General features: G+C 41.8%; 21 protein-coding genes. 10 read left to right on the forward strand and 11 right to left on the reverse strand.

From position 1 onward, the window contains the following. Nucleotides 1-87: 87 nt before the first annotated feature. The gene (gene pgm, locus D9T12_RS10715) at nt 88-1,728 is read right to left on the reverse strand and encodes a phosphoglucomutase (alpha-D-glucose-1,6-bisphosphate-dependent) (protein ID WP_130538166.1); all 1,641 of its coding nucleotides are present in this window, start codon (nt 1,726-1,728) and stop codon (nt 88-90) included. 297 nt (nt 1,729-2,025) lie between these two features. Between pgm and D9T12_RS10720 the strand changes: the two genes are divergently transcribed. The 3 genes from D9T12_RS10720 to D9T12_RS10730 all read left to right on the forward strand — a co-directional run bounded on the left by D9T12_RS10720 (nt 2,026) and on the right by D9T12_RS10730 (nt 3,639). Beyond that, nucleotides 2,026-2,649 carry a flavin reductase family protein gene (locus D9T12_RS10720; protein WP_130538167.1) on the forward strand — a complete coding sequence of 208 codons (624 nt, stop codon included), beginning with the start codon at nt 2,026-2,028 and terminating at the stop codon, nt 2,647-2,649. Between the two features lie 157 nt (nt 2,650-2,806). Next, the gene (locus D9T12_RS10725) at nt 2,807-3,013 is read left to right on the forward strand and encodes a hypothetical protein (RefSeq protein ID WP_130538168.1); all 207 of its coding nucleotides are present in this window, start codon (nt 2,807-2,809) and stop codon (nt 3,011-3,013) included. A 47-nt stretch (nt 3,014-3,060) separates the two neighbouring features. Continuing rightward, nucleotides 3,061-3,639, forward strand: a complete 579-nt coding sequence (locus tag D9T12_RS10730) for a DUF4136 domain-containing protein (RefSeq protein ID WP_130538169.1) — start codon at nt 3,061-3,063, stop codon at nt 3,637-3,639. A gap of 44 nt (nt 3,640-3,683) precedes the next feature. Here the strand turns inward: D9T12_RS10730 and D9T12_RS10735 are convergent, their stop codons facing one another. The 4 genes from D9T12_RS10735 to coaBC all read right to left on the reverse strand — a co-directional run bounded on the left by D9T12_RS10735 (nt 3,684) and on the right by coaBC (nt 7,877). Beyond that, nucleotides 3,684-4,589 carry a DMT family transporter gene (locus D9T12_RS10735; RefSeq protein ID WP_130538170.1) on the reverse strand — a complete coding sequence of 302 codons (906 nt, stop codon included), beginning with the start codon at nt 4,587-4,589 and terminating at the stop codon, nt 3,684-3,686. Nucleotides 4,590-4,683: 94 nt separating this feature from the next. Beyond that, nucleotides 4,684-5,079 (reverse strand): hypothetical protein, encoded by a 396-nt coding sequence (locus D9T12_RS10740; RefSeq protein ID WP_130538171.1) that lies wholly within the window; start codon nt 5,077-5,079, stop codon nt 4,684-4,686. Between the two features lie 155 nt (nt 5,080-5,234). Beyond that, nucleotides 5,235-6,398 (reverse strand): glycosyltransferase, encoded by a 1,164-nt coding sequence (locus tag D9T12_RS10745; RefSeq protein ID WP_130538172.1) that lies wholly within the window; start codon nt 6,396-6,398, stop codon nt 5,235-5,237. A gap of 279 nt (nt 6,399-6,677) precedes the next feature. Then, on the reverse strand, nt 6,678-7,877 hold the full coding sequence (coaBC, locus tag D9T12_RS10750) for a bifunctional phosphopantothenoylcysteine decarboxylase/phosphopantothenate--cysteine ligase CoaBC (protein WP_130538173.1): 1,200 nt from the start codon (nt 7,875-7,877) through the stop codon (nt 6,678-6,680). A 107-nt stretch (nt 7,878-7,984) separates the two neighbouring features. Between coaBC and D9T12_RS10755 the strand changes: the two genes are divergently transcribed. Next, nucleotides 7,985-8,536: a helix-turn-helix transcriptional regulator gene (locus tag D9T12_RS10755; protein ID WP_206199099.1), complete on the forward strand. Its 552-nt coding sequence runs from the start codon at nt 7,985-7,987 to the stop codon at nt 8,534-8,536. Here the strand turns inward: D9T12_RS10755 and D9T12_RS10760 are convergent. From D9T12_RS10760 to D9T12_RS10770, 3 genes are all read right to left on the reverse strand, one after another. Beyond that, nucleotides 8,533-9,819: an NAD(P)/FAD-dependent oxidoreductase gene (locus D9T12_RS10760; protein WP_130538174.1), complete on the reverse strand. Its 1,287-nt coding sequence runs from the start codon at nt 9,817-9,819 to the stop codon at nt 8,533-8,535. The two genes, D9T12_RS10755 and D9T12_RS10760, sit on opposite strands and share 4 nt — an antisense overlap. A 9-nt stretch (nt 9,820-9,828) precedes the next feature. Then, entirely contained in the window at nt 9,829-10,707 is an 879-nt protein-coding gene (locus D9T12_RS10765; RefSeq protein WP_130538175.1) for a c-type cytochrome, read from the reverse strand. 149 nt (nt 10,708-10,856) lie between these two features. Beyond that, nucleotides 10,857-11,243, reverse strand: a complete 387-nt coding sequence (locus D9T12_RS10770) for an acyl-CoA thioesterase (protein ID WP_130538176.1) — start codon at nt 11,241-11,243, stop codon at nt 10,857-10,859. A gap of 58 nt (nt 11,244-11,301) precedes the next feature. Here D9T12_RS10770 and radC point away from each other — a divergent pair, with 58 nt between their 5' ends. The 5 genes from radC to rpmG all read left to right on the forward strand — a co-directional run bounded on the left by radC (nt 11,302) and on the right by rpmG (nt 16,703). Further along, complete coding sequence (gene radC, locus D9T12_RS10775; RefSeq protein WP_130538177.1) at nt 11,302-11,982, forward strand: RadC family protein; 681 nt, start codon at nt 11,302-11,304, stop codon at nt 11,980-11,982. A 137-nt stretch (nt 11,983-12,119) separates the two neighbouring features. Then, the gene (locus tag D9T12_RS10780) at nt 12,120-13,967 is read left to right on the forward strand and encodes a PhoX family protein (protein ID WP_165395099.1); all 1,848 of its coding nucleotides are present in this window, start codon (nt 12,120-12,122) and stop codon (nt 13,965-13,967) included. 107 nt (nt 13,968-14,074) lie between these two features. After that, nucleotides 14,075-16,042 (forward strand): hypothetical protein, encoded by a 1,968-nt coding sequence (locus D9T12_RS10785; protein WP_130538179.1) that lies wholly within the window; start codon nt 14,075-14,077, stop codon nt 16,040-16,042. A gap of 261 nt (nt 16,043-16,303) precedes the next feature. Further along, on the forward strand, nt 16,304-16,540 hold the full coding sequence (rpmB, locus tag D9T12_RS10790; protein WP_130538180.1) for a 50S ribosomal protein L28: 237 nt from the start codon (nt 16,304-16,306) through the stop codon (nt 16,538-16,540). A 10-nt stretch (nt 16,541-16,550) separates the two neighbouring features. After that, nucleotides 16,551-16,703 carry a 50S ribosomal protein L33 gene (gene rpmG, locus D9T12_RS10795; protein WP_130538181.1) on the forward strand — a complete coding sequence of 51 codons (153 nt, stop codon included), beginning with the start codon at nt 16,551-16,553 and terminating at the stop codon, nt 16,701-16,703. Nucleotides 16,704-16,810: 107 nt separating this feature from the next. On the opposite strand, the gene D9T12_RS10800 is transcribed toward rpmG, so the two are convergent. From D9T12_RS10800 to D9T12_RS10810, 3 genes are all read right to left on the reverse strand, one after another. After that, on the reverse strand, nt 16,811-19,510 hold the full coding sequence (locus D9T12_RS10800) for a diguanylate cyclase (RefSeq protein WP_130538182.1): 2,700 nt from the start codon (nt 19,508-19,510) through the stop codon (nt 16,811-16,813). A 206-nt stretch (nt 19,511-19,716) separates the two neighbouring features. Continuing rightward, nucleotides 19,717-22,467: a diguanylate cyclase gene (locus tag D9T12_RS10805; RefSeq protein WP_130538183.1), complete on the reverse strand. Its 2,751-nt coding sequence runs from the start codon at nt 22,465-22,467 to the stop codon at nt 19,717-19,719. Between the two features lie 254 nt (nt 22,468-22,721). Next, a complete protein-coding gene (locus D9T12_RS10810; protein ID WP_130538184.1) occupies nt 22,722-22,928 on the reverse strand; it encodes a hypothetical protein in 207 nt (68 codons plus the stop codon). Between the two features lie 587 nt (nt 22,929-23,515). Between D9T12_RS10810 and mutM the strand changes: the two genes are divergently transcribed. Next, nucleotides 23,516-24,412 (forward strand): bifunctional DNA-formamidopyrimidine glycosylase/DNA-(apurinic or apyrimidinic site) lyase, encoded by an 897-nt coding sequence (gene mutM / locus D9T12_RS10815; protein WP_130538185.1) that lies wholly within the window; start codon nt 23,516-23,518, stop codon nt 24,410-24,412. The last annotated feature ends 58 nt before the right edge of the window (nt 24,413-24,470 follow it).

Consider the following 24,470-nt stretch of genomic DNA (forward strand, 5'->3'; position numbering starts at 1 on the left):
ACAGCGAACAGGCTTCTGCCATCGCCGTCAGCCTGTTCCCTCTGATTACCACCGATAGTCGATTCAGAATAAGGTCGCAGATAAGAACTAAGCGCTTAAAGCCGCGCTGACAATCGCTTGTGCTTCAGAGAGAATCTGTTGCAGATGTTCTTCGCCTTTAAAACTTTCCGCATAAATTTTATAGATGTCTTCCGTGCCGGATGGACGCGCTGCAAACCAGCCATTTTCAGTGGTGATTTTCAGGCCTCCAATCGCCGCATCGTTGCCCGGTGCATTAGTCAGTTTTGCAGTGATTAGCTCACCTGCCAACATGTCAGCCTTGACCATTTCCGGCGACAGATTTTTCAAAATCGCTTTCTGTTCACGATTGGCCGGAGCATCGATTCGCGTATAAACCGGATTGCCAAATTTAGCGGTTAATTCTTGATATAACTGACCTGGATCTTTTCCGGTCACTGCCGTCATTTCCGCGGCCAGCAGGTTCAAGATAATGCCGTCTTTATCGGTTGACCAAGGCCCACCATCTAAACGCAAGAAAGACGCGCCAGCCGATTCTTCTCCACCAAACCCAAAACTGCCAGTTTGCAGACCATCAACAAACCATTTGAAGCCAACCGGAACTTCAGACAAATTCAAGTTCGATGCCGTTGCGACTCGGTCAATCATGGAGCTGGAAACCAAAGTTTTTCCAACCGCTGCATTCTCCGGCCAGTTTGGACGGTGACTAAATAGATAATTAATCGCTACCGCCAAATAGTGGTTCGGATTCATTAATCCAACCGATTTAGTCACAATGCCGTGACGATCCACATCCGGATCATTCCCAAACGCCAAGTCATAATTATCTTTTAAGTCAATCAAACCCGCCATCGCGTATGGCGACGAACAGTCCATGCGAATTTTTCCGTCTTTATCGACATGCATAAACGAGAAAGTTGCATCCACTTTTGGGTTGACCACCGTAATATCCAAACCATAATACTCTGCAATCGGATGCCAGAAATCAACGGCTGCGCCACCCATTGGATCGACTGCCAACTTTATGCCAGCATCTTTAATCGCTTGCATATTAATGACTTTATCCAGCCCTTCAATGTAAGGCGTCATCAAATCTACTGCTTCAACGAATTCACTTTGCATCGCGTCACTTAGAGGCATGCACTTAACTTCCAAATTCTCAGCAATAATTTTATTCGCACGCTCCTGAATCCAATCCGTCGCATCTGTATCAGCCGGACCACCGTTTGGCGGATTATATTTAAAGCCGCCATCTTGTGGCGGATTGTGCGACGGGGTAATAATCACACCGTCCGCAAAGCCACCTTGTCGACCTTCGTTGTACATCAAAATCGCATTGGAAATAACCGGTGTCGGCGTATAACGACCTTTTGCTTGGATTTTGGTTTGCACATCATTGGCTGCAAACACCTCAATGGCGGTGGCATGCGCCGCTTCGGACAGTGCGTGGGTATCCATACCTATGTACAAAGGACCATTAATATTCTCTAATCGACGGTATTCGACAATCGCTTGGCAAACCGCTGCAATGTGCGTTTCATTAAACGTACGCTTAGTTGAACTCCCTCGGTGTCCAGAAGTTCCAAAACTCACCGCTTGTTCGGGATTACTCACATCCGGCTTCAAAGTGTAATAATCACTCATCAATTTTGGAATATTCTCAAGTAATGCATGTGGAGCTGGTTTACCAGCCAGAGGTGAAAGAGCCATAAACGCCTCACTGTGTTGGGTTGAATTAGTCGATTCGTAAAATTATGTATAAATTATCAGAGCCACTTTATTAAAACTCTGGATAAATTCCTAGTACCGAATGTTAGAAAACCGAGGTTAGAGTTTGTAATCCGCTCTAAAATTAGAGAAATCATATGCCTTATCAAGTTTACCGGCCGGTGAAACTTCTCAAAATTGACATAAACTCTTGATTTTTTCATAAGCAAAATCTGATATAAATAATGCCAATTCAAGATTACAAAAAACTTTACCGGCCGGTCAAAAAGGATTTAACAAATGTTTCAGAAAATTTCAGAATTAGAAACCCCTCAAATTTATCATCATTTAGTGCATGGTGTCGTTCCACGCCCAATTGCCTGGGTTTCAACTCTGAGTAAGGAAGGTATCAGCAATCTAGCCCCCTACTCGTTTTTCAGTGTTGCCAGCGTTAATCCTCCCGTTTTGACAGTGACGGCTGTGCCATCACGCGATAAGCTTGAAAAAGACACCTTAGCCAACCTTTTGGAGACCAAAGAATGTGTGGTAAATGTCGTTACTGAAGACGTGTTGGAAATCATGAATGAATCTTGTGCCGATTTTGCGCACAATCAAAGTGAAATCGATGCTTTGAATATTGAAACTCTTGCCAGCGAAATGATTCAACCGGCCGGTATAAAAGCTGCCAAGGTGCGTTTTGAATGCACCCTACGCGACACCATTGACATTGCAAAGCAACCGGCCGGTGGCGTTTTGATTTTGTTGGATGTTGTGGGCATTCACATTGATGACTCGGTTGCCGATGGCACTCAAATTGATGGCAAAACACTCAAAGCACTTGGGAAACTCGGAGGCAACGACTACAGCACGGTCAATGACCAAATTACTTTGGCTCGACCAAGCGCTCCAAAAACTTCTGCGTAAGATTTAGGTATCAATCCTATCAATTTAGGCTCTGCTTTAAGATCCACAAATTTTATTCAAACGTACTTATACACTTTTTCACAACTTATCCACAACCTCGTTTCGAACCACTTTCTGGTGAAAATCGAGGCTGTGCTAACCATAAAAAGTTTCATTTATGTCAAACAACAAACGCGCTTTAAGAAATAGCTTGATCCTTGCATTGGTCATTGCCGCCATTGCAGTTTATCAAGGCGAAACTCTTCTGACCACAGCACTCAGTTTCATCTTCAGCGGCCTCATTTTTTATGCGGCATTACGATTGTCTTACCAATTCAGTGCCAAACTTGCCGGCAATTCTGAGAAAATTAAGTCTGATAAATAAACCGATTTAATTGAATCGAATAAGAATTAAGGTTGTGAGGTTGAGTTATGTCTGTCCTTAAATTAAAAAAACTGGTAAGCCTTTCTGTCGTTTTTTCAGCAATGGTGCTTTCTGGCTGTAGTCAAATCACAGTCAATGAAGATTATGACAGCAAAGCCGATTTCCAAAGCTTACAAACCTTTCAATGGCTCCCTGCCAATTTAGCAACCAATGAAAAAATTGCTGAAACCAGAGCTCAAGAACCTTTAATGTCAGCACGCATTCAACATGCAATTGAAAAGGATTTAATTGCTAAGGGGTTGCAGTTTTCTCAAAACCAACCTAGTCATTACGTCAACTTTTATGTCAACAGCCACAAATATATGACTCCCGACTCGACTAGCTTTCAGGTTGGGTTTGGGCGTTATTACCATCGTTTTGGCACCGGCATGATGTTTGAAACACCACCTGACTATGTGGAAAACACGCGTTCAGACTTAATCATTCAAATGTTTGATTCAAGCGGAAAAGTCATTTGGCAATCCGAAGCCCGAATTGCGCTGGATATGGATGGCACACCGAAAGCTAAGGAAGCAGCGGTTCAAGCACTTATCACAGAAATGTTGAAGAACTTCCCACCAAAGTAAACGCATTTACAAACACTTCAAACGCTCAAGTAAACTGGTGCGAATTATCTTTTCGCACCTCTTTTCACGCTGTTAAAATTTGCACCGCTCACCCAATAAGCGCCAATTACAATCGGCAAAGCACCTAACACTTGAAACCAATGTGGCGCTTGGTCAAGCAACCACCACGACCACAGCATGGTCAACAAGGGCGAAAACGCAAACAGTGCATTCACTTTAGTGATGGGCAAACGATAAATTGCCTCAATCCACAGCACTTTCGACAAAAAGAAAATCATGATTCCCACAAAGAGTAAAGACGGCAGTTGTTGTTGAATCATTTCAAAACTGGGAGAATCTTCCAATAACCACGCCAAAACATAAATGACCGGTAAGGCTAACAATGAGCGCACCAACAAAACCGTTGGACTCGATACATACTCACGAGCACGCTTTTGATAAAGGTTGGCAATCGGAGCAATCATGGCAGCCAAAAGCACCAAAAAATCCCCCAATCGCAGATCGATTTTTCCAGGAAATAATACTAACAAGGCACCCAATGTCATCAAGGCTGCACCCAAAATCTGCTTCACTTGCAGACGCTCTCCGGGTTTTCGCCCCAAAAAAACATAGCTAAACAGAATTTGCAAAAACAGGATAATCGCCACATTAATTGCACTCGTGTACTGCAAAGCGACAAACGTCAACGCAAACAAACTGGTAATAAATAAGCTGGTCATCGCTAACGGAAAATAGGCTTTCCGATTTTTTAAATCAGAAAACTTTCGTCGACTCACCCACCAGAAAGCCAAGGCGACAACAGCAAATAACAAGCTATAAAAATAGGCGTGTAGCCCTCCTAAAGCCACAACACTAATGGCTGCGGCAATCGGAAACCAAGATTCCAGAAAAACCATTCCGGCTGCGAAACTTTCTCCTTGGCGTTGTCGTTGAGCTTCAATGACTGACATAGTTTCTTTTTCATGCTCCCTTTCATGAATTAGAACCGAATAAACCAAACTGTTAACCTATCAAACACTTCGGAGAGAGCTCAATGCGATCTCTTTAATGTTGAAACAAACGATGAACTACTTGATGTATTTCTCGTTCTAGTGCTCGGTTTAAAGTTCGTTCTACACGGTGTGGCGACGAATGTTGCCCAGAATGATACCCTTTTGAATAGTGATGATGGTGAGGTTTTTGATACGAATTTTTCCAATGTTTACGATGAGATGCTTTACCTCTCATAGGGTAGGTTTTGATGGTCACAGTAACCACTTTTTTGCCATAAGGCGTATGTTGCACAATTTTTTTATGTTGAACGATTGGCGACATTTGGTGATGACTTTTGTAACCATTCCCACCATGATTCCCACCGGCAATGGCCGGACTCATGATAGAAGTCATCCCAAGAGTCAAAACCGTTCCCAAAATAACATTTTTCATTGCTGACGTTTTCATAACACTCTCCTAAGGAACCGCTGATCGAATCAGAGGTTCCCTTATGAACCTGAAAGTTTTGAGCAAAACCAAACTCGTATTTCATACAACAATATGAATTAAATTAGGTTTGCCGACAATTTCAGTATGCGTTTGGATTGTGCAAATTTTATGGTTCAATCGCCGTCAACTCTGCCAACAACTTGAAAACAGTTTTGATGCACACTTTTGAATGCTTGATAGGATTTTTGAATATCATACGACTGTATAAATTCAAAGGCCGCTTGACCCCATAACACCCTTTTTTCATTATTTTGGAGTATTTCAGCCAAAGCTTCCACCCAAAGCGACTCATCATTAGCTTGGATGACTTGTCCATTTTGACCATTTTCAATCAAGCTTTGTGGTCCACCAACATCTGACACCATACACCCCAAGCCACTGGCTTGCGCTTCCATGATCACTTGGCCCAAAGTATCGGTCACCGATGGAAAAACAAACACTTCAGATGAGGCATACATTTGTGATAATTCTTCACCAACAATCGGCCCCAAAAAATAAATGTGTTCCGCTCGCAATCGATCTGCCCATTTTCGGTAACGGCCTTCACCAATCAAAACCAGATCAGCTTCAATGTGATAGGTTTCACGCATCATTTGCCAAACATTCACCAAAAATGGAATATTTTTTTCAATGTTGATACGCCCGACATAAAGCACTTTTAATCGGGAATCATTCAACCCAAAGGTTTGCCAAATTTGACGATTTTTATGCGCTGGTTGAAATTTCTGCAAATTGGTACCGGCCGGTAAAACCGAGGTTTTTTCATAGGCTAAACCAATGTCATGCGCCATCACTTCTCGGTAAGCATCTGAACGAGACAGCACCCATTCAAACGGCTCATAGAAACGTTGCATGACTTTATCCGTTTGTCGTTTTACCCAGTGCAAGCGCGTTAAATCGTAAAGGTAAGCCGGGAAGTCGGTGTGATAAGTACCCAACATTGGATAACCCAATGACTGAGCAACCGTTTTGGCTTTCCAGCCAAACGGCCCAGGTGTTGAGATATGCACCAAATCCGGCTTAAATTGCTGCAAAATGTCAGCAATTGCCGCTTTCTTGCAAAAAACCAAATCCAGTTCTTGATAAAACGGCATAGGCAAACGCCATCGGTATTCTAAATTATGAATGTAATCTTTATCAGGAATGGGCTTGGACGTACTGGTAATAATCTGCAAATCAAATTCTGCATCAGTTGCGGCCAACTCGCCCATATCTTGAATAAACCGTGACACGCCATTTAAATCGCCAAGGGTATCGGTAAACAGACAAACTCTCACAGCATTCTCCTGCACTGAAAACAAAGTTTCAGTCTAAAAAAATGCCTTAATTATTCGATGACATTCCATTGATAAAGTCGCGTCACATTTATGACAAACCTTACCGGCCGGTAGAGTTATTCGTAAATTAAAGAGTTGATTGATTTCCATATCTGGAGGTGTCGATAGCCAAGGACGGCTATCTTAAAGAGAATAGGAGGTTGAGTTGCGTCTTCTTGAATGAAAATGCATCAACGTGTTTTCATTGTTTTATTGCAAGGTAGGCACTGTATTTTAGGATTACGACTCCGCAATAAACTCCAACAGCTGGCGTGCTTGATCCTGCTTGGAAGAGGAACCCAAAGCCACTTCTCGCTCGCGAGTCATTAAAGTCAACGCATTTTCAGACTGATCAAATCCAAGCTTAGCTCCAACTTGATTCGCACAAATCATATCCAAATTTTTCCGCTGTAATTTGTCGCGTGCATACGCCAACACATTTTGAGTTTCTGCCGCAAAACCCACCACAAACGGTTTATCGTCTTGATTCGCCACCCAAGCCACAATATCTGGATTTTTGGTTAAGGTCAGTGTTAATTCATCTGAATCCGAGGACTTTTTGATTTTATGCTCTGCACTCATTGCACTTCGAAAATCGGCTACCGCCGCCGCGCTAATAAAGACTTGCGATTGCGCATAGCACTGTTTGACTTGCGAAAACATTTCCAAAGCAGAACGCACATCTACCCGATTGACACCGGCCGGTGTTTTTAAATTAACTGCTCCAGTGATCAGCGTGACTTTCGCCCCCAAAAAAGCAGCTTGTTCCGCAATCGCAAATCCCATTTTTCCAGAGCTACGATTGCCAATAAAACGCACCGGATCAATATCTTCAAAGGTAGGGCCTGCTGTAATCAGCAATGCTCGATCTTGCCAAAACTCACCGGCCGGTAACGTTTGTGATAATTGCTGTTGCGCAAATAACTTCCACGATTCAAAAATTTCTTCGGGTTCAGGCATTCGGCCCGCGCCAACTTCCCCACATGCCTGCTCACCCTCCGCAGGTTCAAGCACATAAAAGTCGCGACCTTTAAGCACCTGAACATTTTCTTGAGTTGCCGCATTTTGCCACATCAAACGATTCATTGCCGGAGCCAAAACGACCGGCCGGTCAGTCGCTAAAATTAGGGTACTTAATAAATTATCCGCCACGCCATTGGCAAACTTTGCAATTGAATTTGCTGTTGCTGGTGCCACAACAATCCAGTCTGCCCAACGCGCCAACTCAATATGCCCCATTCCGGCTTCTTGGTTGGCATCAAATAAAGAATCACGCACCGGTTTTCCAGACAACGCCTGAAAACTAAGCGGCGCAATAAACTGCTTCGCCCCTTCGGTCATGACCACCTGTACTTGATGACCCGCTTTAATGAATAAACGACACAGTTCCAAGGATTTGTAGGCAGCAATGCCACCAGTAACACCTAAAAGGATTTTCATATTCAATTCAGCTTGTTTTTTTAAAATAAAAAATCATTCTACTCGGTCTTATCTTTGGTTAAAGGGTTTTTCAAGTTCTACCGGCCGGTCATTTTTAGGAAAACAGCATGAAAAAGTTAAATGTTCTCAAATTCAGCCTAAGCGTTTTCATTACGATTTTTATCATTTCAGCAGTCGATATTTCACACGATTTTAAAGATTTTGGTCATATGAACGCTCATATTTGGGTGGAAATGTTTATGGGGTTGTTATCTTTCATAGCATTTTCAGTCATTTTGTTATCCATTCGTCAACAAGGAAAAAATCTGGAAACCGCCAATGAAGATCTAACTCAAGTTCAGCAAGAGCTCAAAAAAAGTCATGACAAAATACAAAAGCTCGCTGAAGAGTTTTCTCTCATGGTATTAGCACAATTTGAAGAATGGCAACTCACGAATACAGAGAAAGAAATCGGGTTATTACTGCTTAAAGGTTTAAGTACCGTGGAAATTTCAGAAATTCGCGATACTCGAGAAAAAACCGTTCGCCAACAAGCGTCCAATTTGTACAGGAAAGCAAAGTTAGCAGGCCGACATGAATTGTCTGCCTACTTTTTTGAGGACTTATTATTGAGCTCAACCTTTACTGAACCCAAACAAATTAATCAAGCTGCACTTTAGCCAAAGGTATCATCAAATAGATTCCCTGCCCAGTTAAACATATCTCCATAATTACGGGTGCTCGGGGCACTTGCATAAGGATAGTTTTCTGTACTGACCAGTTGCATTTGGCCAGTGGAAGCATTGAATTCATACACTGCCGTCAGCCAAGTAGCTTCTGTTCGAGACACTGGACTATAGCAAGCTGAGTTGGTTTTGGGTGCTGGATCAGGTGCCAATCCAGACAAAGAACGTAACACCGCATCTGCGCAGACTTTGGCTTCTGAGTTCCCTATATGGCCCGCTTTGGGTTGCCCTGTCCCTTGTGAATCACCAATCACATAAATATTACTGGCAAGTGTGGATTCATAATTCAACGGGTTAACCGGTGCCCAGTTACCACTATTTAAGCCTGCATCAAAAATAATCTGTCCCGCTTTTTGATTAGGAATGACATTTAAGACGCTGGCTGAAAGCATTTGCTCTGCGCCGCCATTAACCGAATAAGTTAAAGATTTGGCTTCAGAATTCACCGAAGTGACTCTGGCATTTGGAATATAGGCAATCCCATAACGAGCAAATTGTGCTGCAAAAGTTTCTGCCTCAACGGTAAAGTTTGGGTTCTCATCAAGCACAGTGACTGATGCCCCAAGCCCACGCACATTATTTAATTGATCGGCCACCACACAAGCACGCTCGTAAGGTCCCGGAGGACAGCGATAAGGTGCTGCGGGAATGGTCAACACAAAACTACCACCGGCCGGTAGACTATCCAATTGCGTTTTGAGCAAATTGGTTTGAACGCCAGCTTTCCAAGCGTGTGGCACTTTATTTTCATCATGGCCAGCCACAAAATCAAATTCAATACCCGGCGCCAAAATCAAGCGATCATAACTGAACGCCTGACCATTTGATAATGCAACCGTTTGATTGTTTTTATCAATGCTGCTCACTGATGTGTGCAAAATCCGCACGCCACGATTTTGGTGATCTTGATAGCCAAAAGTCAAACTGTCGATGGTTTTTTGGCCATTGAGCACCAAGTTACTCAAAATAGGCGAAACATAATTTTCATTCGGTTCAATTAAAGTTACTTGAACACCAATTCCTCCCCACATCTGTAAATATTTGGCCGCGGTTGCACCAGCAAAACCACCGCCCACAACAATAATATGAGGTAACTCTGCAGCGCTTACGTTTTGCATCACAGCCGGTAACCCAATCGCAGTTGCCGCACCGAATCCAAGTGATTTCAAAAAGCTACGACGTGAAAAATTTGCGGTTGATAAAGTTTTAGTTTTCATAGTTTACTCCTAGTCGTCACTTTCATCGTCGTCGTGATCGTCGTCTTCATCATCATGGTCGTAACTGTCATCATCGTCGTAGTCATCTTCTTCAAGATCATCGTCTCGGTCGTACTCACTTTCGTCATCACGCTCATCGTATTCATAATCCGAGTCGGAGCCACTGATTCCTGACAAATAAGCCGCTAAAGCCTGACGTTCTGCCACAGTGTAACCGACCGCTTGCGCGCCCATAATGTGGGTCACAGGATACTCATTTAATTCTTCGAGAATTTCTGAATAACTTTCACCCAAAATTGAATCCCAACCGTTTACAGATCGACCATTGGTGCCATGACATTGAAAACATTGCGAAGCCAAGAGACGACCATTCACAGGGGTATAATTCAAGGTATTCGCATAACTGACGCTGTCAGAAGCAACTGAAATATCCATATCAGCAAAACCGTCGTTATTCAAATCAACGGCTTCATCTGGCGACATAGGTAATGGAATGTATGCTAAATCCAGCGGTTGCTGCAAATTAATCACCGGATTACCATTAAAGGTCAAATTTGTAATAACCTGATTTACAGTTCCCTCATTGGTGACCATCGCAATGCGACAATCGACACTGACTGGCACATTTAAGGTGAAAGGGTGTTGATCAGTACCATTGAGCACCGAGCTCACTGAAGGATTCGATCCGTTACTGCAATAGGCTTGAATAATCGTGCCGGGAACCGTTCCGGTTACGGCAACAGTCTGAGTGGTGGTCGTAGTAGGTGCTGAATCAACGGTTGAATCTCCTCCACCTCCACCACAACCTGCCATCAAGACCACAACAGGAATCGCACTCAGTAGAACAGATTTTTTGGATATTTTTGAATGTTTTATTAGCCTTGCCATAGATACTCCTTAAGCTGTGCCATCGTCATTAGCTCCAAAGAACCAATAGAATTTCAGCTTTTAGTATCTATGCTAACAACCCACAAAAATAGAGGACAAAAGACGATTTTCACAAACGTCCAATACGAAAAAGAACTTTTAAAGAATATTTAACTCAATAACTCATCAAATGGTTCAAATGCCATAGGTCGTCCTTTGGCATTCACAGCGACACCAATGAATTTCGATTTCACCATTAATTGATCATCCGTTTTGCGATGCAAATTTTGCACAAATGCATATTTGATACGTGACTCACGTACTATCTCAACCGTAATATAGAAATCATCTCCCGGTTTCAATGGGGCTTTGTATTCCAGTTCTGCTTTCAAAACCATTAAGTTGATTTCCTGTGCCGCCAATTCAGCAAAATTTACATTGATTGAGTGCAAAAATTCATGACGTGCATGCTCCATATAATGCTGATAAATGGCATTATTAACGACCCCTTGCAAATCACACTCATAATCACGCACTTTCAAATCAATGGAAAACATTGCAAAACCTCACACTTTTAATTAACATTTTGATTATATTTCAATTTAGGAGACGACAATGTCGATATTGGATTGGCACGAGAATGACCGTCCTCGCGAGAAACTCCTAAAGTTTGGAGCCAATAGTCTAACCGATGCCGAGTTACTTGCGATATTTTTGAGGGTCGGCGTACAAGGCAAAAGTGCTGTCGAGCTTGCACAGGATTTACTTGATCATTTTGGCTCTTTGCATAATTTATTAACAGCCAATCAAACAACCTTTTGTAAAGCCAAAGGTTTGGGCAGTGCGAAATTTGCACAACTCAGCGCAGTGCTCGAAATGTCTCGTCGCCATTTTGAATCGGGGTTGCAACAGCTGGATGCTTTTACCTCTCCCGAATTAGTCGCACGTTTTTTAGAACATCAAATCGGCCACCATCATCGCGAACGCTTTGGCGTGTTATTTTTAAATCAACAACATGAGCTAATTGAGTACCAAACGCTTTTTGAAGGCACAATTAATCAAGCTAGCGTCCACCCCAGAGAAATCGCCGAAGCTGCTTTAAACACTCATGCCGCCGCAGTTATATTAGCGCACAATCACCCAAGTGGCGATCCCTCGCCAAGCGAGGCAGACATTCACCTGACAAAGCAAATCCATAACGCCTTAGACTTATTCGATATTCGAACACTTGACCATATTGTCTTAGGTGATACCGGCCGGTGGAGTTCTCTTGCAAAACTTGGCAAAATGCCCTAATTCACATCACTTGAATTACGTACTTCAACTTAAGTCATAAAACTTTCGAATAGCTGTAAACCACCGGCCATATTTCTGTAACAAAAGACCTCTAAGATTTCCCCGATTTCTAATTCAACATCTCAATGGGGAAAACAATGAAACTTAATAAATTAACTTTAGCACTAGCTTCGGTTATGACTTCCAGCGCACTTGTTCTGAGTGGCTGCCTGAGTGATAGCGATGATACTAAAACATTCAAGTCGATCGAGTTCACGAATACTGAAGCGCCTGCGACAGCTGAAAAAATGGCTCAAACCTATACAGAGTCTTCAGCGATTGTGACTTACACAGATGGATCAACTGAAGAATTCCCTCTAACTTATGAAAAACTTTTTGGAACATTAGATACCGTTGGTACGAACCCTCACCCAGCAGGTCAGCTTTATGACATAAACGGTTCTCCACTAATGGATCCAAACGGTGCACCATTAATTGCCGAAACGCCAGACTCAAATAGTTTGCTAAAAGTTGGTGACAAAATTTTCATGGTTTCTCACCTTGAATATGATTGGTTATATGCGGATGGATCACGTGCTGGATCACGTGCTCCAATGGGAATGATTCAAACTGAAATCTCTCAAGATGACGATGGTGATTTAGATGCAGTCGATCAAAAACCAATTGATTTTTCAGGCGTTGACGGACTTTGGATTCCTTGTTTTGGCTCGCAAACACCTTGGAACACTCACCTTGGTTCTGAAGAAGATTATGACATGCAGTACAACCCTCTGAATGGAAGCTATAGTCGTACAACAGCAGCCATTAACGCAATGTCAACGATGTATTTCAATAACACTCGTACAGCAAACCCATACCACTATGGTTATTTCCCAGAAGTAACGGTTAATGAAGATGGTTCAAATGAAGTGGTGAAGCACTACTCAATGGGTCGTGGTACTTGGGAAGCTGGTAAAGTCATGCCTGATAGTCGCACAGTTTATTACGGCGATGACGGTACCAACGTGGCACTATTCATGTATGTTGCCGACAAGGCCGGTGACCTTTCATCCGGTTCTCTATACGCTGGTAAAGTGACTCAAACAGGCAGCTATTCAGGCAACTTCGAATGGATCAAGCTTGGAAGTGCGACGGATGCAGAGGTTAAAACGCTTGCCGACACAACCACGTTTGACGATATTTTTGTCAACGAAGCATTTGATGAAACGACAGAGTCTTGCCCTGCCGGCACAACGCACATTCAAGCAGGTTCTACATTTGATGAGTGTCTTGCGGTTAAACCAGGAATGGAAAAAGCGGCTGCTTTCCTAGAATCTCGTCGTTATGCCGCTCTTAAAGGTGCAACGGTCGAATTCAACAAAATGGAAGGTATCGCGGTCAACTCTGCGGATAACCACCTATATATGGCAATTTCATACCTAGACAGAGGAATGCTTGATCAAGGTCTTCCTGCGAGCATGGAACACCTAAAAATGGAAAAAGTAAACGCTGGTGCCACTTTCACTCTTCCAATGTCTGGCGGTCAAACAGATTCTGATGGTAACACTATCGACTCACCACATGTTGTCACATCAATGATGGTTGAAGACATGCTAATGGGTGTCGATATCTCAGCTGATCAATTCGGTAACATTGCTGATCCAAATCGTATCGCTAATACGGACAACATCGCTTTCTCTGACAAAATGCGCACGCTATTTATCGGGGAAGATTCTGGAACGCACGTCAACAACTTTGTATGGGCTTACAACGTCGATACTAAGAAGCTTTCTCGTATCCTAACTAATGTTTCCGGTTCAGAAGCAACAGGTCTTCAAGTCGTTGATGATATGAACGGTCACGCTTACATCATGTCTAACTCTCAACACCACGGCGACTTCATCTCAACAATGAATGCCGATCTTGAAGCACAACTTGATGCTCAAAACATCAATAAATTTGATGCGAACTTCGGTTACATCAAAGGGATGCCTGCAATCAAGTAATTAGAAAACCTCTCATAAATCTCGTCTTCCAAAGACGATATGACAGTTAAAAAGCCAGCTATTGCTGGCTTTTTGTGTAACAAAGACAAATATTAGGAACCTCAATTATGAGAATTTTTTCATTTTCTTTAGGCATCAGTACTCTTCTGATATTATCTGGTTGCGGAAGTCAATCAGATTCAGAGCCAGCCAACCATCAAGAAGAGACGCCACCAACGCAATCCGCTTTAGTTGGCACTTACATCAATCCGATTATTTTTGAAGAAAACCCCTATCCTCAAATTCCTGCACAATGCTATACAGAAACCAGTCTAGGTACTCAAAATGCCTGCCTTTTCTGCCATACAAATGGACTTTACAAACTTGGTCTTGGCAACAATAATCCGCAAGCTGGCGCAATTCCTTTAGTCAATTTTCAAATCGACTATGGATTTGATCCGTACACTTTACAAGGACCCTCTGCGGCTATTAACTATTGGGAAAACACCCTCTACCCAGAAAAACTTGCAGCGGCCGTAGAATCCTTAGGTGAAACACCTAGCTCATGGAATATGACTCAATACATCCAAGAGGACAACTGGCAATCTGCTTATAACCAACGTTTTGGTGATAGCAAAGACTGGGATAGCGGCTATGACCAAGCATTTCGTCTACTGCCCGGCCTAAATCCAAGCGCCCTTCCAGCAGATAACGATGGTTTTGTGCGCTCGAACAACAGCGAAGAAGTTTTCTTTGAAGATGGACTTGGCGGAAACACAGGCTGGCGTGCCATTAACTTTATGCCCTATGGAATATTTTCTCCAATGACAGGATCTGTCTCAGGAATTTATATTCGTCTACCTGAAAACTATATGAAAAACGAGCTCAATCAGTTTGACTTGACGACCTACAAAATGAATCTAGACCTTCTCAGGGATGCCATTCAGAATCGTTTAAATGACCAAAGCTCACAAACCTACTATGGCATGGCAAAAAACGAAACAGTAATTGCAGGTAGCTACCCTCAGGGTACTGAATTCGCACATCCTCTGCATTATGTCGATACCGATGTTGACGGCTCTCATAGAAAATTTCCCGGCATGAGAGCAAACCGAGTTAAAGAAGTTCGTTATATGTACAAAGATGAAAACTTTAACCCGATGGAAGCTCGCCCAGGAGATGGTACGGGAGATACCATTTATGGCAATGACTCTCAAGGATGGGTAGATAATGGTTCTGGTTGGATACTGGCCGGTTACATAGAAGACACAAAAGGAGAACTTCGACCACAGACTCGTCAAGAATTGACTCAGTGCATTGGATGCCATTCTGGCCACCATTACGCTACCAAAGACCCAAATTTTACAAGCGGCACTGGAAATACCGTTGACAGCACTTGGTCTTTCCCTCGTGCGTTTAATTCGGATATTGGTTGGCAAGAAATGGACTATCTTGGAACAAAACTCGTCAACGGCAACGCCGTTTCAACGACTCCAGAACCTAAAAACCGCCATGCACAAATCGGTGAATTTGCGCTATTACTTAACTACAGCATCAGTGCCAATTTATACGGTGTTATGCCAGAGTCAATAGAGTCAAGATTGCAACAAACAATCACCATAGAAAATGGCTATTCAGACAATTGGAAAAAAATTGACACCACTTCTGCTGATAGCTACGAAACAAGCACTAAACTACGTCAAGCTCTTCTTAGAGAGTATGTTTCTAAAAGCGCTTACTTGAACTCGGATGGCACAATTAAGGGGTTTTTGCTATATCCTCCTCAAGAAGAAGCGTTGCAAAATGCCCAACGTTATCGCCAAGTAGTGGTCACTCAACGCTATAACCTTGGTAAAGATGTATTTGCCTCAACACCCATCAGCTACTTCCACTATCGCAGCTCTGATATAGCTGAAGTGAAATTAGATAAAACACCTTACCAATTCGGCGAAGTTATTTCAGAACGTTCAATTCAAATTGAAGATCCTACTCGCTTCGATTACAAGGCAGGAGACGGTATTACCTTAATTAAGGACAACCTTAAGTTTGAAAATGGAGGAACCTATTTCCCCGAATATGTACCTTATCTCCAGTAAACAATAAAAAACAGCCAGCTAAGGTTAATTTTTCGCTAACTTTATGAAAAATTTGAAATATACGAAAATTAAGTTCAAGGCAAACTTGCAATTTGATTAGGTTTCTTGGATAATTCCGCCTTCTTAATTCGTACTGCCAATTTTGACAGGCTGAATTGTAGAAATATTCGAATATTTTTATTTTAAGAATATCGAATGAATTCAATGAGTTAGCTACTCAAGAAATCTTGAGATATTCAAACTACTAGAAGGGATTGTGAAATGTCTAGAGTATGCCAAGTAACAGGAAAACGTCCTGTAGTCGGTAACAATGTTTCCCACTCTCACCGTAAAACTCGTCGTCGCTTTTTGCCAAACTTGCACTCGCACCGTTTTTGGTCAGAAGCTGAGAACCGTTTCGTAAAACTTCGTGTATCAACAGCTGGTATGCGCATTATCGACAAGAACGGTATTGACGCTGTGATCGCTGATATGCGTTCACGTGGTGAGAAAGTCTAAGGAGACTATCATGCGCGATAAGATCAAGCTAAAGTCCACTGAATCTGCTTATTATTATACAACTGATAAAAATAAGAAGAACATGGCTGGAAAATTCGAGATCAAGAAATACGACCCAGTGGTTCGTAAACACGTCTTGTTCAAAGAAGCGAAAATCAAGTAATCTCCATTACTTGATCTTCTTAAAAACCCGGAAGCCAAAAGCGACCGGGTTTTTTTATGTCTATTCAAAATGCCAGACTAGAGTGCTTGATACAATAAACAGCAATTCTACTCAGGACATGCCTTTTCATCTGTAATCACTTCTAAACGTAATTCATCTCTTCCTGAAGATTTTGCGGCATACATTAATTGATCTAGCTGTGAATATAAGCAACTACTATTGATCTGATGATTAAATGATTCGATAAATAACGCGCCAACCGACACTGTAACGACTTTATGCTGAGAGCCTGGGTTTGATAAGTTCAAGTCTCGGATCACCTGTTGGAATTTCTCCAAATGATTCTCAAACACAGAAGCGGTCTTAAACTCCGTGACAACAATAAACTCCTCTCCACCAATTCGGAAAATGAAATCACTGGCACGACCAAAACTTTTCTGAGTAGCTTTTGCCACTTCTACCAAAACTTTATCTCCCTGCTGATGCCCAAACCGGTCATTAATGGCTTTAAAGTAATCAATATCAAATAACAGCACCGATAACTTTAGATTTAAACGATTGGCCTGATGTATCAAAGGATCAAACATTTCATTAAATTGATGTCGGTTATACAAGCCGGTCAGAGCATCGTGAGTCGCCACTTCTTCAAGACGTTTTTTATCCGTAATATCGACTCTTGTAGCCCATGCACCGACAACTTTTCCTTTTTCAATTTTTGGAGAAGCCGTTAATTCCACCCAGTAATCTTCCCCATTGCACCCTTTAGCTCGTGCTTCGTGAGTGACCGACTCTCCTCTAACTACTCTTTGGTATAAGTGCTCATATTCTTGTTCATCAACCTCTGGATGGCGCAAAACAAAATGCGACTGCCCAACAAGCTGCTCTCGTTGACATCCGGTAAACCTTAAAAACGACTCGCTCACCCACTCCACCTTACCGGTTAGAAAATTGGTGTAGGTCGCCATAGACAGTTCATTGACCTGATTAATATAAAACGCTTGTTGTCTTTTTTGGCGTTGTAACAACCACAAAAGCCAGCCGAAAATAGATAAAACAGCCAAAAAACCGAGGGAAACCGCCACTAAGGTTGAGTGATCGGTTTTACGCACCAACTCTAACTGAATCCACTTTTTATAAATTGCATTACGCTCTTCCGGTGTAATGGAGCCCAACGCTTTTGTCATAATAGAAAACAAAAGAGGATCTTGATTATCAACGCCAATACCTAACTCAAAACGTGCGTCACCTTCACCCACAATATGTAAGCCATCAATACCATATCGCTTAATGGCAAAGTTAATTGACGCTAGGTTTCCCGAAAAGGCATAAGCATCGCCTTTTAGAACAGCTTCTAACCCATCTCTTTCCGTAGCAACCGGCATCAGATCGATTTGCGGATAATTATTCCGTAGCCACTCTTCTGACCAGTACCCACTTGGAACAGCAACCGTTTTTCCATGTAAGACATCATAATTTTCGATAAAATTCACATCTTTTTTTGCCACTAGCACTAGCGGAAACGAAAGGTAAGGCTTGGTAAAATTCATAAACATTTCTCGTTCTGGAGTCGCCACAGCACAAGAAAGAATTTTTGCTTCTCGATCTCGAGCGGCCTGCATCACATCTTCCCAAGGCTTTTGATGATAATGCTTAAATCTAATACCTAGCTTTTTCTCCATTAAAGAAAAATAGTCGGCTGCCATGCCAGAAAATTCACCCTTGCTATTTACAAACTCAAAAGGCTCCCAAAAAGAATCATTACCGATTTGAATTTCAGGATTCTCGTGTAAATATTGAATTTCTTCTGACGTAAGATTCAGAGTAGAAGGGTGAAAAATAAAAGCTTCGGGAATGAAGTTTTGATATTGAGATTCTGTCACTAAACCTGCTTGATAAGCATTTTTAGCGGCTGCCGCCACTTTTTGAGGCGAAATATCACCAACTTTCCCTACATCTGGCACCACAAACATGGCCGTTTCAGAAGCTTCTCCAAATAAAGCTTCTCGACTTTTTTTAACCGAATAATTTTTGACCATAAAATCCACAACAGAAGATGGCGATTGGAACGCATACTCCCAACCTTTCGCGGTGGCTTTTTTAAAAGCCTTCACCATTTGCCGATTGATTTGAACAGTCTCTTGATGAGAAACAATTACATCCCCTAGTGATTGAACACCAAAACTTTTGGGATCAAGCAGATGAAAAGGAACACCTAACTGTCGCAATATAAAAGGTTCATTGGTTTGGTAGGCAGAAAAAAGGTCAACATTGCCGTCAACAAAATCTTGAAGGTTACCTGTAGAAGGCACTGTTTTAATCGGCTGATTGACTAGTTTCTTAGCTTGATTAATCAAGGCAAGAACGTCAACACTCCCATGATCCATAACCGTCTTGCCAGATAACTGTTCAAGATTATAAATCGGCTCTTTAGAGAGCAAGACCATCGGAGAGGTTTGAAAATTAGCAAACACTAGGCGAATCGGTTTTCCATGAATAAAATCAGCAACCGAGCTACTATAAGCGACCGCAAAATCAGCACGCTTATTGACGACTTCTTCCACAGAAGAAATTCCTGGCTGCCAATCTTTCAAGGTCACATCTAAACCGGCCTCGCGATAGAAACCCTGCTGAATCGCTGCATAAAACCCAGCAAATTCAAACTGATGATGCCAATTAAGTTGAACGCTGACTGGCGTTAGAGGCTCTCTATTCTTTTCAATCAAGTCGACACTAGCAAAAGCTCGAAAGCTCAGCAAACTGACCAACAAAAACATAAACCAGAAACGAATGTAGAAAATATCTCTCATAGGCTTATTCTATACAGAAACCCATAAGACAGTAACAAGTATTCCAACACTCAAAACTACGACTACAACAGGCTATAAGGATATTAAACAACATAAATTCAAAACGACAAAAATCAATTAGTAATTGACATAAAAAGCAACCTTTAAGTCAACAAAAACAATTAAAACTAAACCGGCCGGTCAATTTATCCTATTCATTATTTAAGTCAATTTTTAAAAATTTTTCTTTGTGACAAGGCTTCGATGCCTCGCTTTTTAACTTCAACACGATTTCGACCATGGTCTTTTGCTCGATATAAGAGTTCATCGACTTCTTTAAAAATAGCATCTGCGTCCAAAGAGCGTAACTCCGAAGACTGCACACAGCATGCTCCCATGGAAATCGTTACTACGCCATCAATGCCACGAGCATTTTCAATCTTCAAATCAGCAACCGCTTGACGTAAATCCTCTAAGTTGGCTTCTAAGTCCTTTGCAGAATCACAACTTGCCACAATCAAAAATTCTTCACCACCCATCCGAAAAACTAAATCCTCTGAACGATCAAACATCGTTTTAAGAACTTTCGCTACACCAACTAATGCTTTATCGCCATATAAATGACCATAATCATCATTCACCCTTTTAAAGAAGTCGATATCAACCAAGACAAACATCACTCCTTTATCGGCTTGAATAGTTTGAGCCAAATGCTGATCAATGACCTCGTTATAAAAACGACGGTTGTATAACCAAGTTAATTCATCTCGAACCAGCAACTCCTCAATACGTTTTTGATCACTAATATCAACAGAGGTCATTAACGCCTTGGTTCTGCGACCTAGCCAATCACTTTCCGGAGTCAACTTAATTTTCAACCACAGTTTGCCACCGCCAGAGCGCTTAACAATGATTTCACCCTGCCATTCTTGACCTTGTCGTAACTGTTCATAAACCACTTCCGGCATTTCAGCATGTAAAGGAATAAAAAACTTTGTGCAACCATAACCAATAATTTCATCTTTGGAACGTCCCAATAATTGACTGAAACGATTAGACACCCACATGAAGGTTTGTGACTCCAAATCAATAAACGCCGCATTTGATAACTCATAAACTTGCGTTAAATATCTTTTTTGCATCCTTCTTTGGAACACAAATCCTACAATGATTAGCATAAGTAAAATAATTAATCCAATCGCAGGTAGCAAAAATTCAGAATTCAGGTTATCACCGACCTGCTTAACGCCTTTCGCTTGCAACCAGCGATGCTGAATTTCTTTTTTATCCAGTTCAGGCATCAAAACCAGCGCTTTTTGCAAGACTGAATACAACACCGGTTGAGAACGAGGAACACCGATGGAAACAGGTAAAGAGGTATCCAAGTTTCCGACAACTCGGATTCCTTGAACCCCATTTCGTTGAATGGCATCATTTAAAGTCGAAAAGCCAGCAATAATTCCATCAGCCCGATTGCTTTTTACGGCAGAAATGGCTAAGGCCATCGTCTCAAAAACCTGCAACTCCATTTCCGGATAATAGTGTCTTAGTAAGGTATGCAATCCATGATTGCTAACCGTTGCCAAGGTCAGCCCCATCACATCGTCAAAATTTTTCACCGGCCCAACATTTTTATCGGTTGCCAAAGCCAAATGCATCGTCATAAGCGGATCCGTAAACAACAAACGATGGTTTAAGCTTCGGTCAGCAATAACACAGGAAATCGGATGATCAAGATTTCCCTCAAGGATTTCAGGGTGAAGATGGCTCCAATCTTTCTGATGGGTTACAAGCCTCAGACCTAAATAACCTGTCATAGATTTTAAGTAATCATGACAAACCCCTTGCCATTGACCGGAAGCATCGAGAAAACTATAAGGCTGGACATTTGGTGAGAATGACACGGACAGAGAATTGAACCTTGACAAGTAATTTTGCTCATCTTTTGTAAAATCTGCCAATCTCGGATCAAATATCATTTGCTGCAAATTCAGCTTCTCAAACTGTTCAACCGAGATATAACCTAAATTTTTAGCATCTCTCAAAAATGCTTCAAGTTTATTGATATCCAAATCGCCAACTTTTGCGCCTGCCGGTCGAACAAAACGCTCAATTTGTTCAGCTTCTGCCTGCAAAGCTTCTGGGCTTTTTTGAATAGGATAATTATTCAGAATGACGTCGATAATTTCAGGTGTATGTTGTAACGCATATTCCCAACCTTTAATGGAGGCTCGTTTAAAAGCTTCAAGCTCTTCTGGGTTAGAAAATGCAAATTTCCTAGAGGTGAAGACATAATCTCCATAAGATTGAATCCCAAATGTTTTAGGGTCAACGATTGAATACTTAACTTGTCTTTGTTGCAACTCAAACGGTTCATTGATGGCATAGGCGGTATATAAATCGACTTTTTTATCGATAAAATCCTCAATATCTCCACTGGCTTGCGTAAAGTTTAACTTCGCTCCCGCTTCAACCTGTGCACGTTTTTTTAACATTTCCAGCGTATAAACCCCATTCGCATGCGTTAAACGCATACCATCCAATTGCTCTAAACGCTCTATTGGTTTATGGCTAATTAACACGGCTGGAGAAACTTGAAAAACAGGGAATAACAGCTGAAGCGGTTGGCCTTTGGCGTAATCAATTAGAATATTAGAATAACCGATGCCAATGTCTGCTTGATTCTCAAGAATCGCCTGACTGACATCAAGATTCGGACGCCACTCCTGAATACGGACATCCAGGCCGGCCTCTTTATAAAAACCTTTTTCTAAAGCCGCATAAAATCCGGCAAATTCAAATTGATGCTTCCAATTAAGCTGAAGTCGAACAGTCGTCAAATTTGAAGAATAAGGCGAATCAAAAGCAGGAGTCGGATCCGTAGAAGTTGCGATAGATGGATGAGCATTTACACCGAATGACAAGCCAACAAAGACACAGGCCAGAAAAAAATAAGAGGAGGTTAAGCTTTTGAACATTCTAAGTTTTTAGTCTTAAATCTAACGCAATAAATAAACCACCATAATTGAAAAACACCTAAATTCATAGACTTTCATCCATAAAATTTACCTATACGATAGGAATAGTCCAAAGCACAACTCAAATCTACCGCTTCTGTTTTTTGTTCTAGCTGAATCGGCTAGCGGTGTTTAAAGAGCTCAGTTAGAGCAAATTCATATTGCTTGAAGCAGAGATAGAACGCTTCAAAGGCAAATATACGGCTTAACCGGCCTTAGACCGCTGAAACATACAAGTGTTCTTTTGCCCAACGAATAGAGGGTGGCATTTTCTCTTCCGCGGTAACCTGAGGTCGAGTTTCAAAATCGTATTTTGCTTCAAACGCCGCATCAATGGTTGAAAAAGCTGCAATAATTTGGTCTTTATGAAAAATAACATAGTCAGAACCATGGAGCTCAATTGAAAATGGAGAACTGCTCATTTTGTCTCCCTCCCTTGTGAATCGCCTTTCAAGTTTGCTAAAGCACTATTTCTATTTTTTGCTTCGCTTGCAAAGGCGTATGAAATTTTTATCTAATTTTTGTGTGTTCAATTAACTTAACGACCGGCCGGTAAAAATTTTCAGTCATTTTTTAATGTGCCAACAACCAACGTACTTTTTAAATTGACACATGCTTGGTACAGAAGACTAATCTTTTAAAAAGACACCCATATGAATGCTTTATGACACTTCTAATCTCTAGCTTTCACAGGTATTTTCTGTATTTCCTTGCACGAGCTTAGATCGTAACGGTATTTTTCATGCAATTTTTAGCGAGCGATATGAATTCGTTTAAAATAGCTCGAAAACGTTACCGGCCGGTAAAAATTAAGAGGGCTTTGCACGAGTGAGAGATAAAGCATAAATTGAGAAAAAATTTTGTTGATCTAGGCAAAAAGTGCAGGGAATAGCTAGCTATTCTCAAGCTGTTTAACAAAGTTCAGCAGGATTTTAGCCAATTTTGGTTATTTATTATCTCGTGCAAAGCTCTCATTAAGCTTTACCTCAGAAACTAGGAAACAAACACCATGCCAGAATTGCCCGAAGTCGAAACCACTTGCAGAGGAATTCAACCTGCAAGTGAACAACAGATCATTACCAAAATTGTGATTCGAAATGGCAATTTACGCTGGCCGGTTCCAAACGAAATCCGTACCGAATTAATTGGACAGAAAGTAACTCGCGTTCACCGTCGAGGGAAATACATTTTGCTCAGCACCCCTATCGGCACTTTAATGATTCATCTAGGAATGTCTGGAACCTTAAGAACCTTACCGGCCGGTACAGATATCAAAAAGCACGATCATGTCGACATCTGCTTTGAAAATGATCAGATTTTACGCCTAAATGACCCAAGACGATTCGGTAGCGTCCATTGGCAACCTTTAGCCAAAGGTGAGATTGAAGCGCATAAATTATTGGCCAAACTCGCGCCTGAACCTTTAAGTGATGAATTCAATGGCGAGTACTTTTATCAAAAAGCCAAAACACGTTCCGTTGCAATTAAAAGCCTAGTTATGAACTCTGCTGTCTGTGTGGGTGCAGGGAATATTTATGCCAATGAATCACTTTTTATGAGCGGCATACACCCTCAAACCCCTGCTAAAATGCTCAGTCGCAAACAGTGTGATCTTCTAGTGAGCAATATAAAAACGGTTTTAGCCAAAGCGATTGAACAAGGTGGGACGACACTGAAAGACTTTATGAGCCCTGAAGGTAAACCGGGGTATTTTGTGCAAGAGCTGCAAGTCTATGACCGTGAAAATCAACCGTGTCGTCAATGCGGCACGCCCATTCAACGAATTATTTTGAATCAACGTGCCAGTTATTTTTGTCCAAACTGCCAAACGGCTCCCAAAAGTAATCAGCTGAAAAAACCGAAAGCCACAAGGAAACACCGCCAACCAACGCAGACAAAAATGTGAACAAAACGTGTCGGGATTTTGGCAATATCTTGACAAAACTTTCACTGTAACTTGCGTA

Source organism: Thiomicrorhabdus indica, from assembly GCF_004293625.1.
Taxonomy (GTDB): domain Bacteria; phylum Pseudomonadota; class Gammaproteobacteria; order Thiomicrospirales; family Thiomicrospiraceae; genus Thiomicrorhabdus; species Thiomicrorhabdus indica.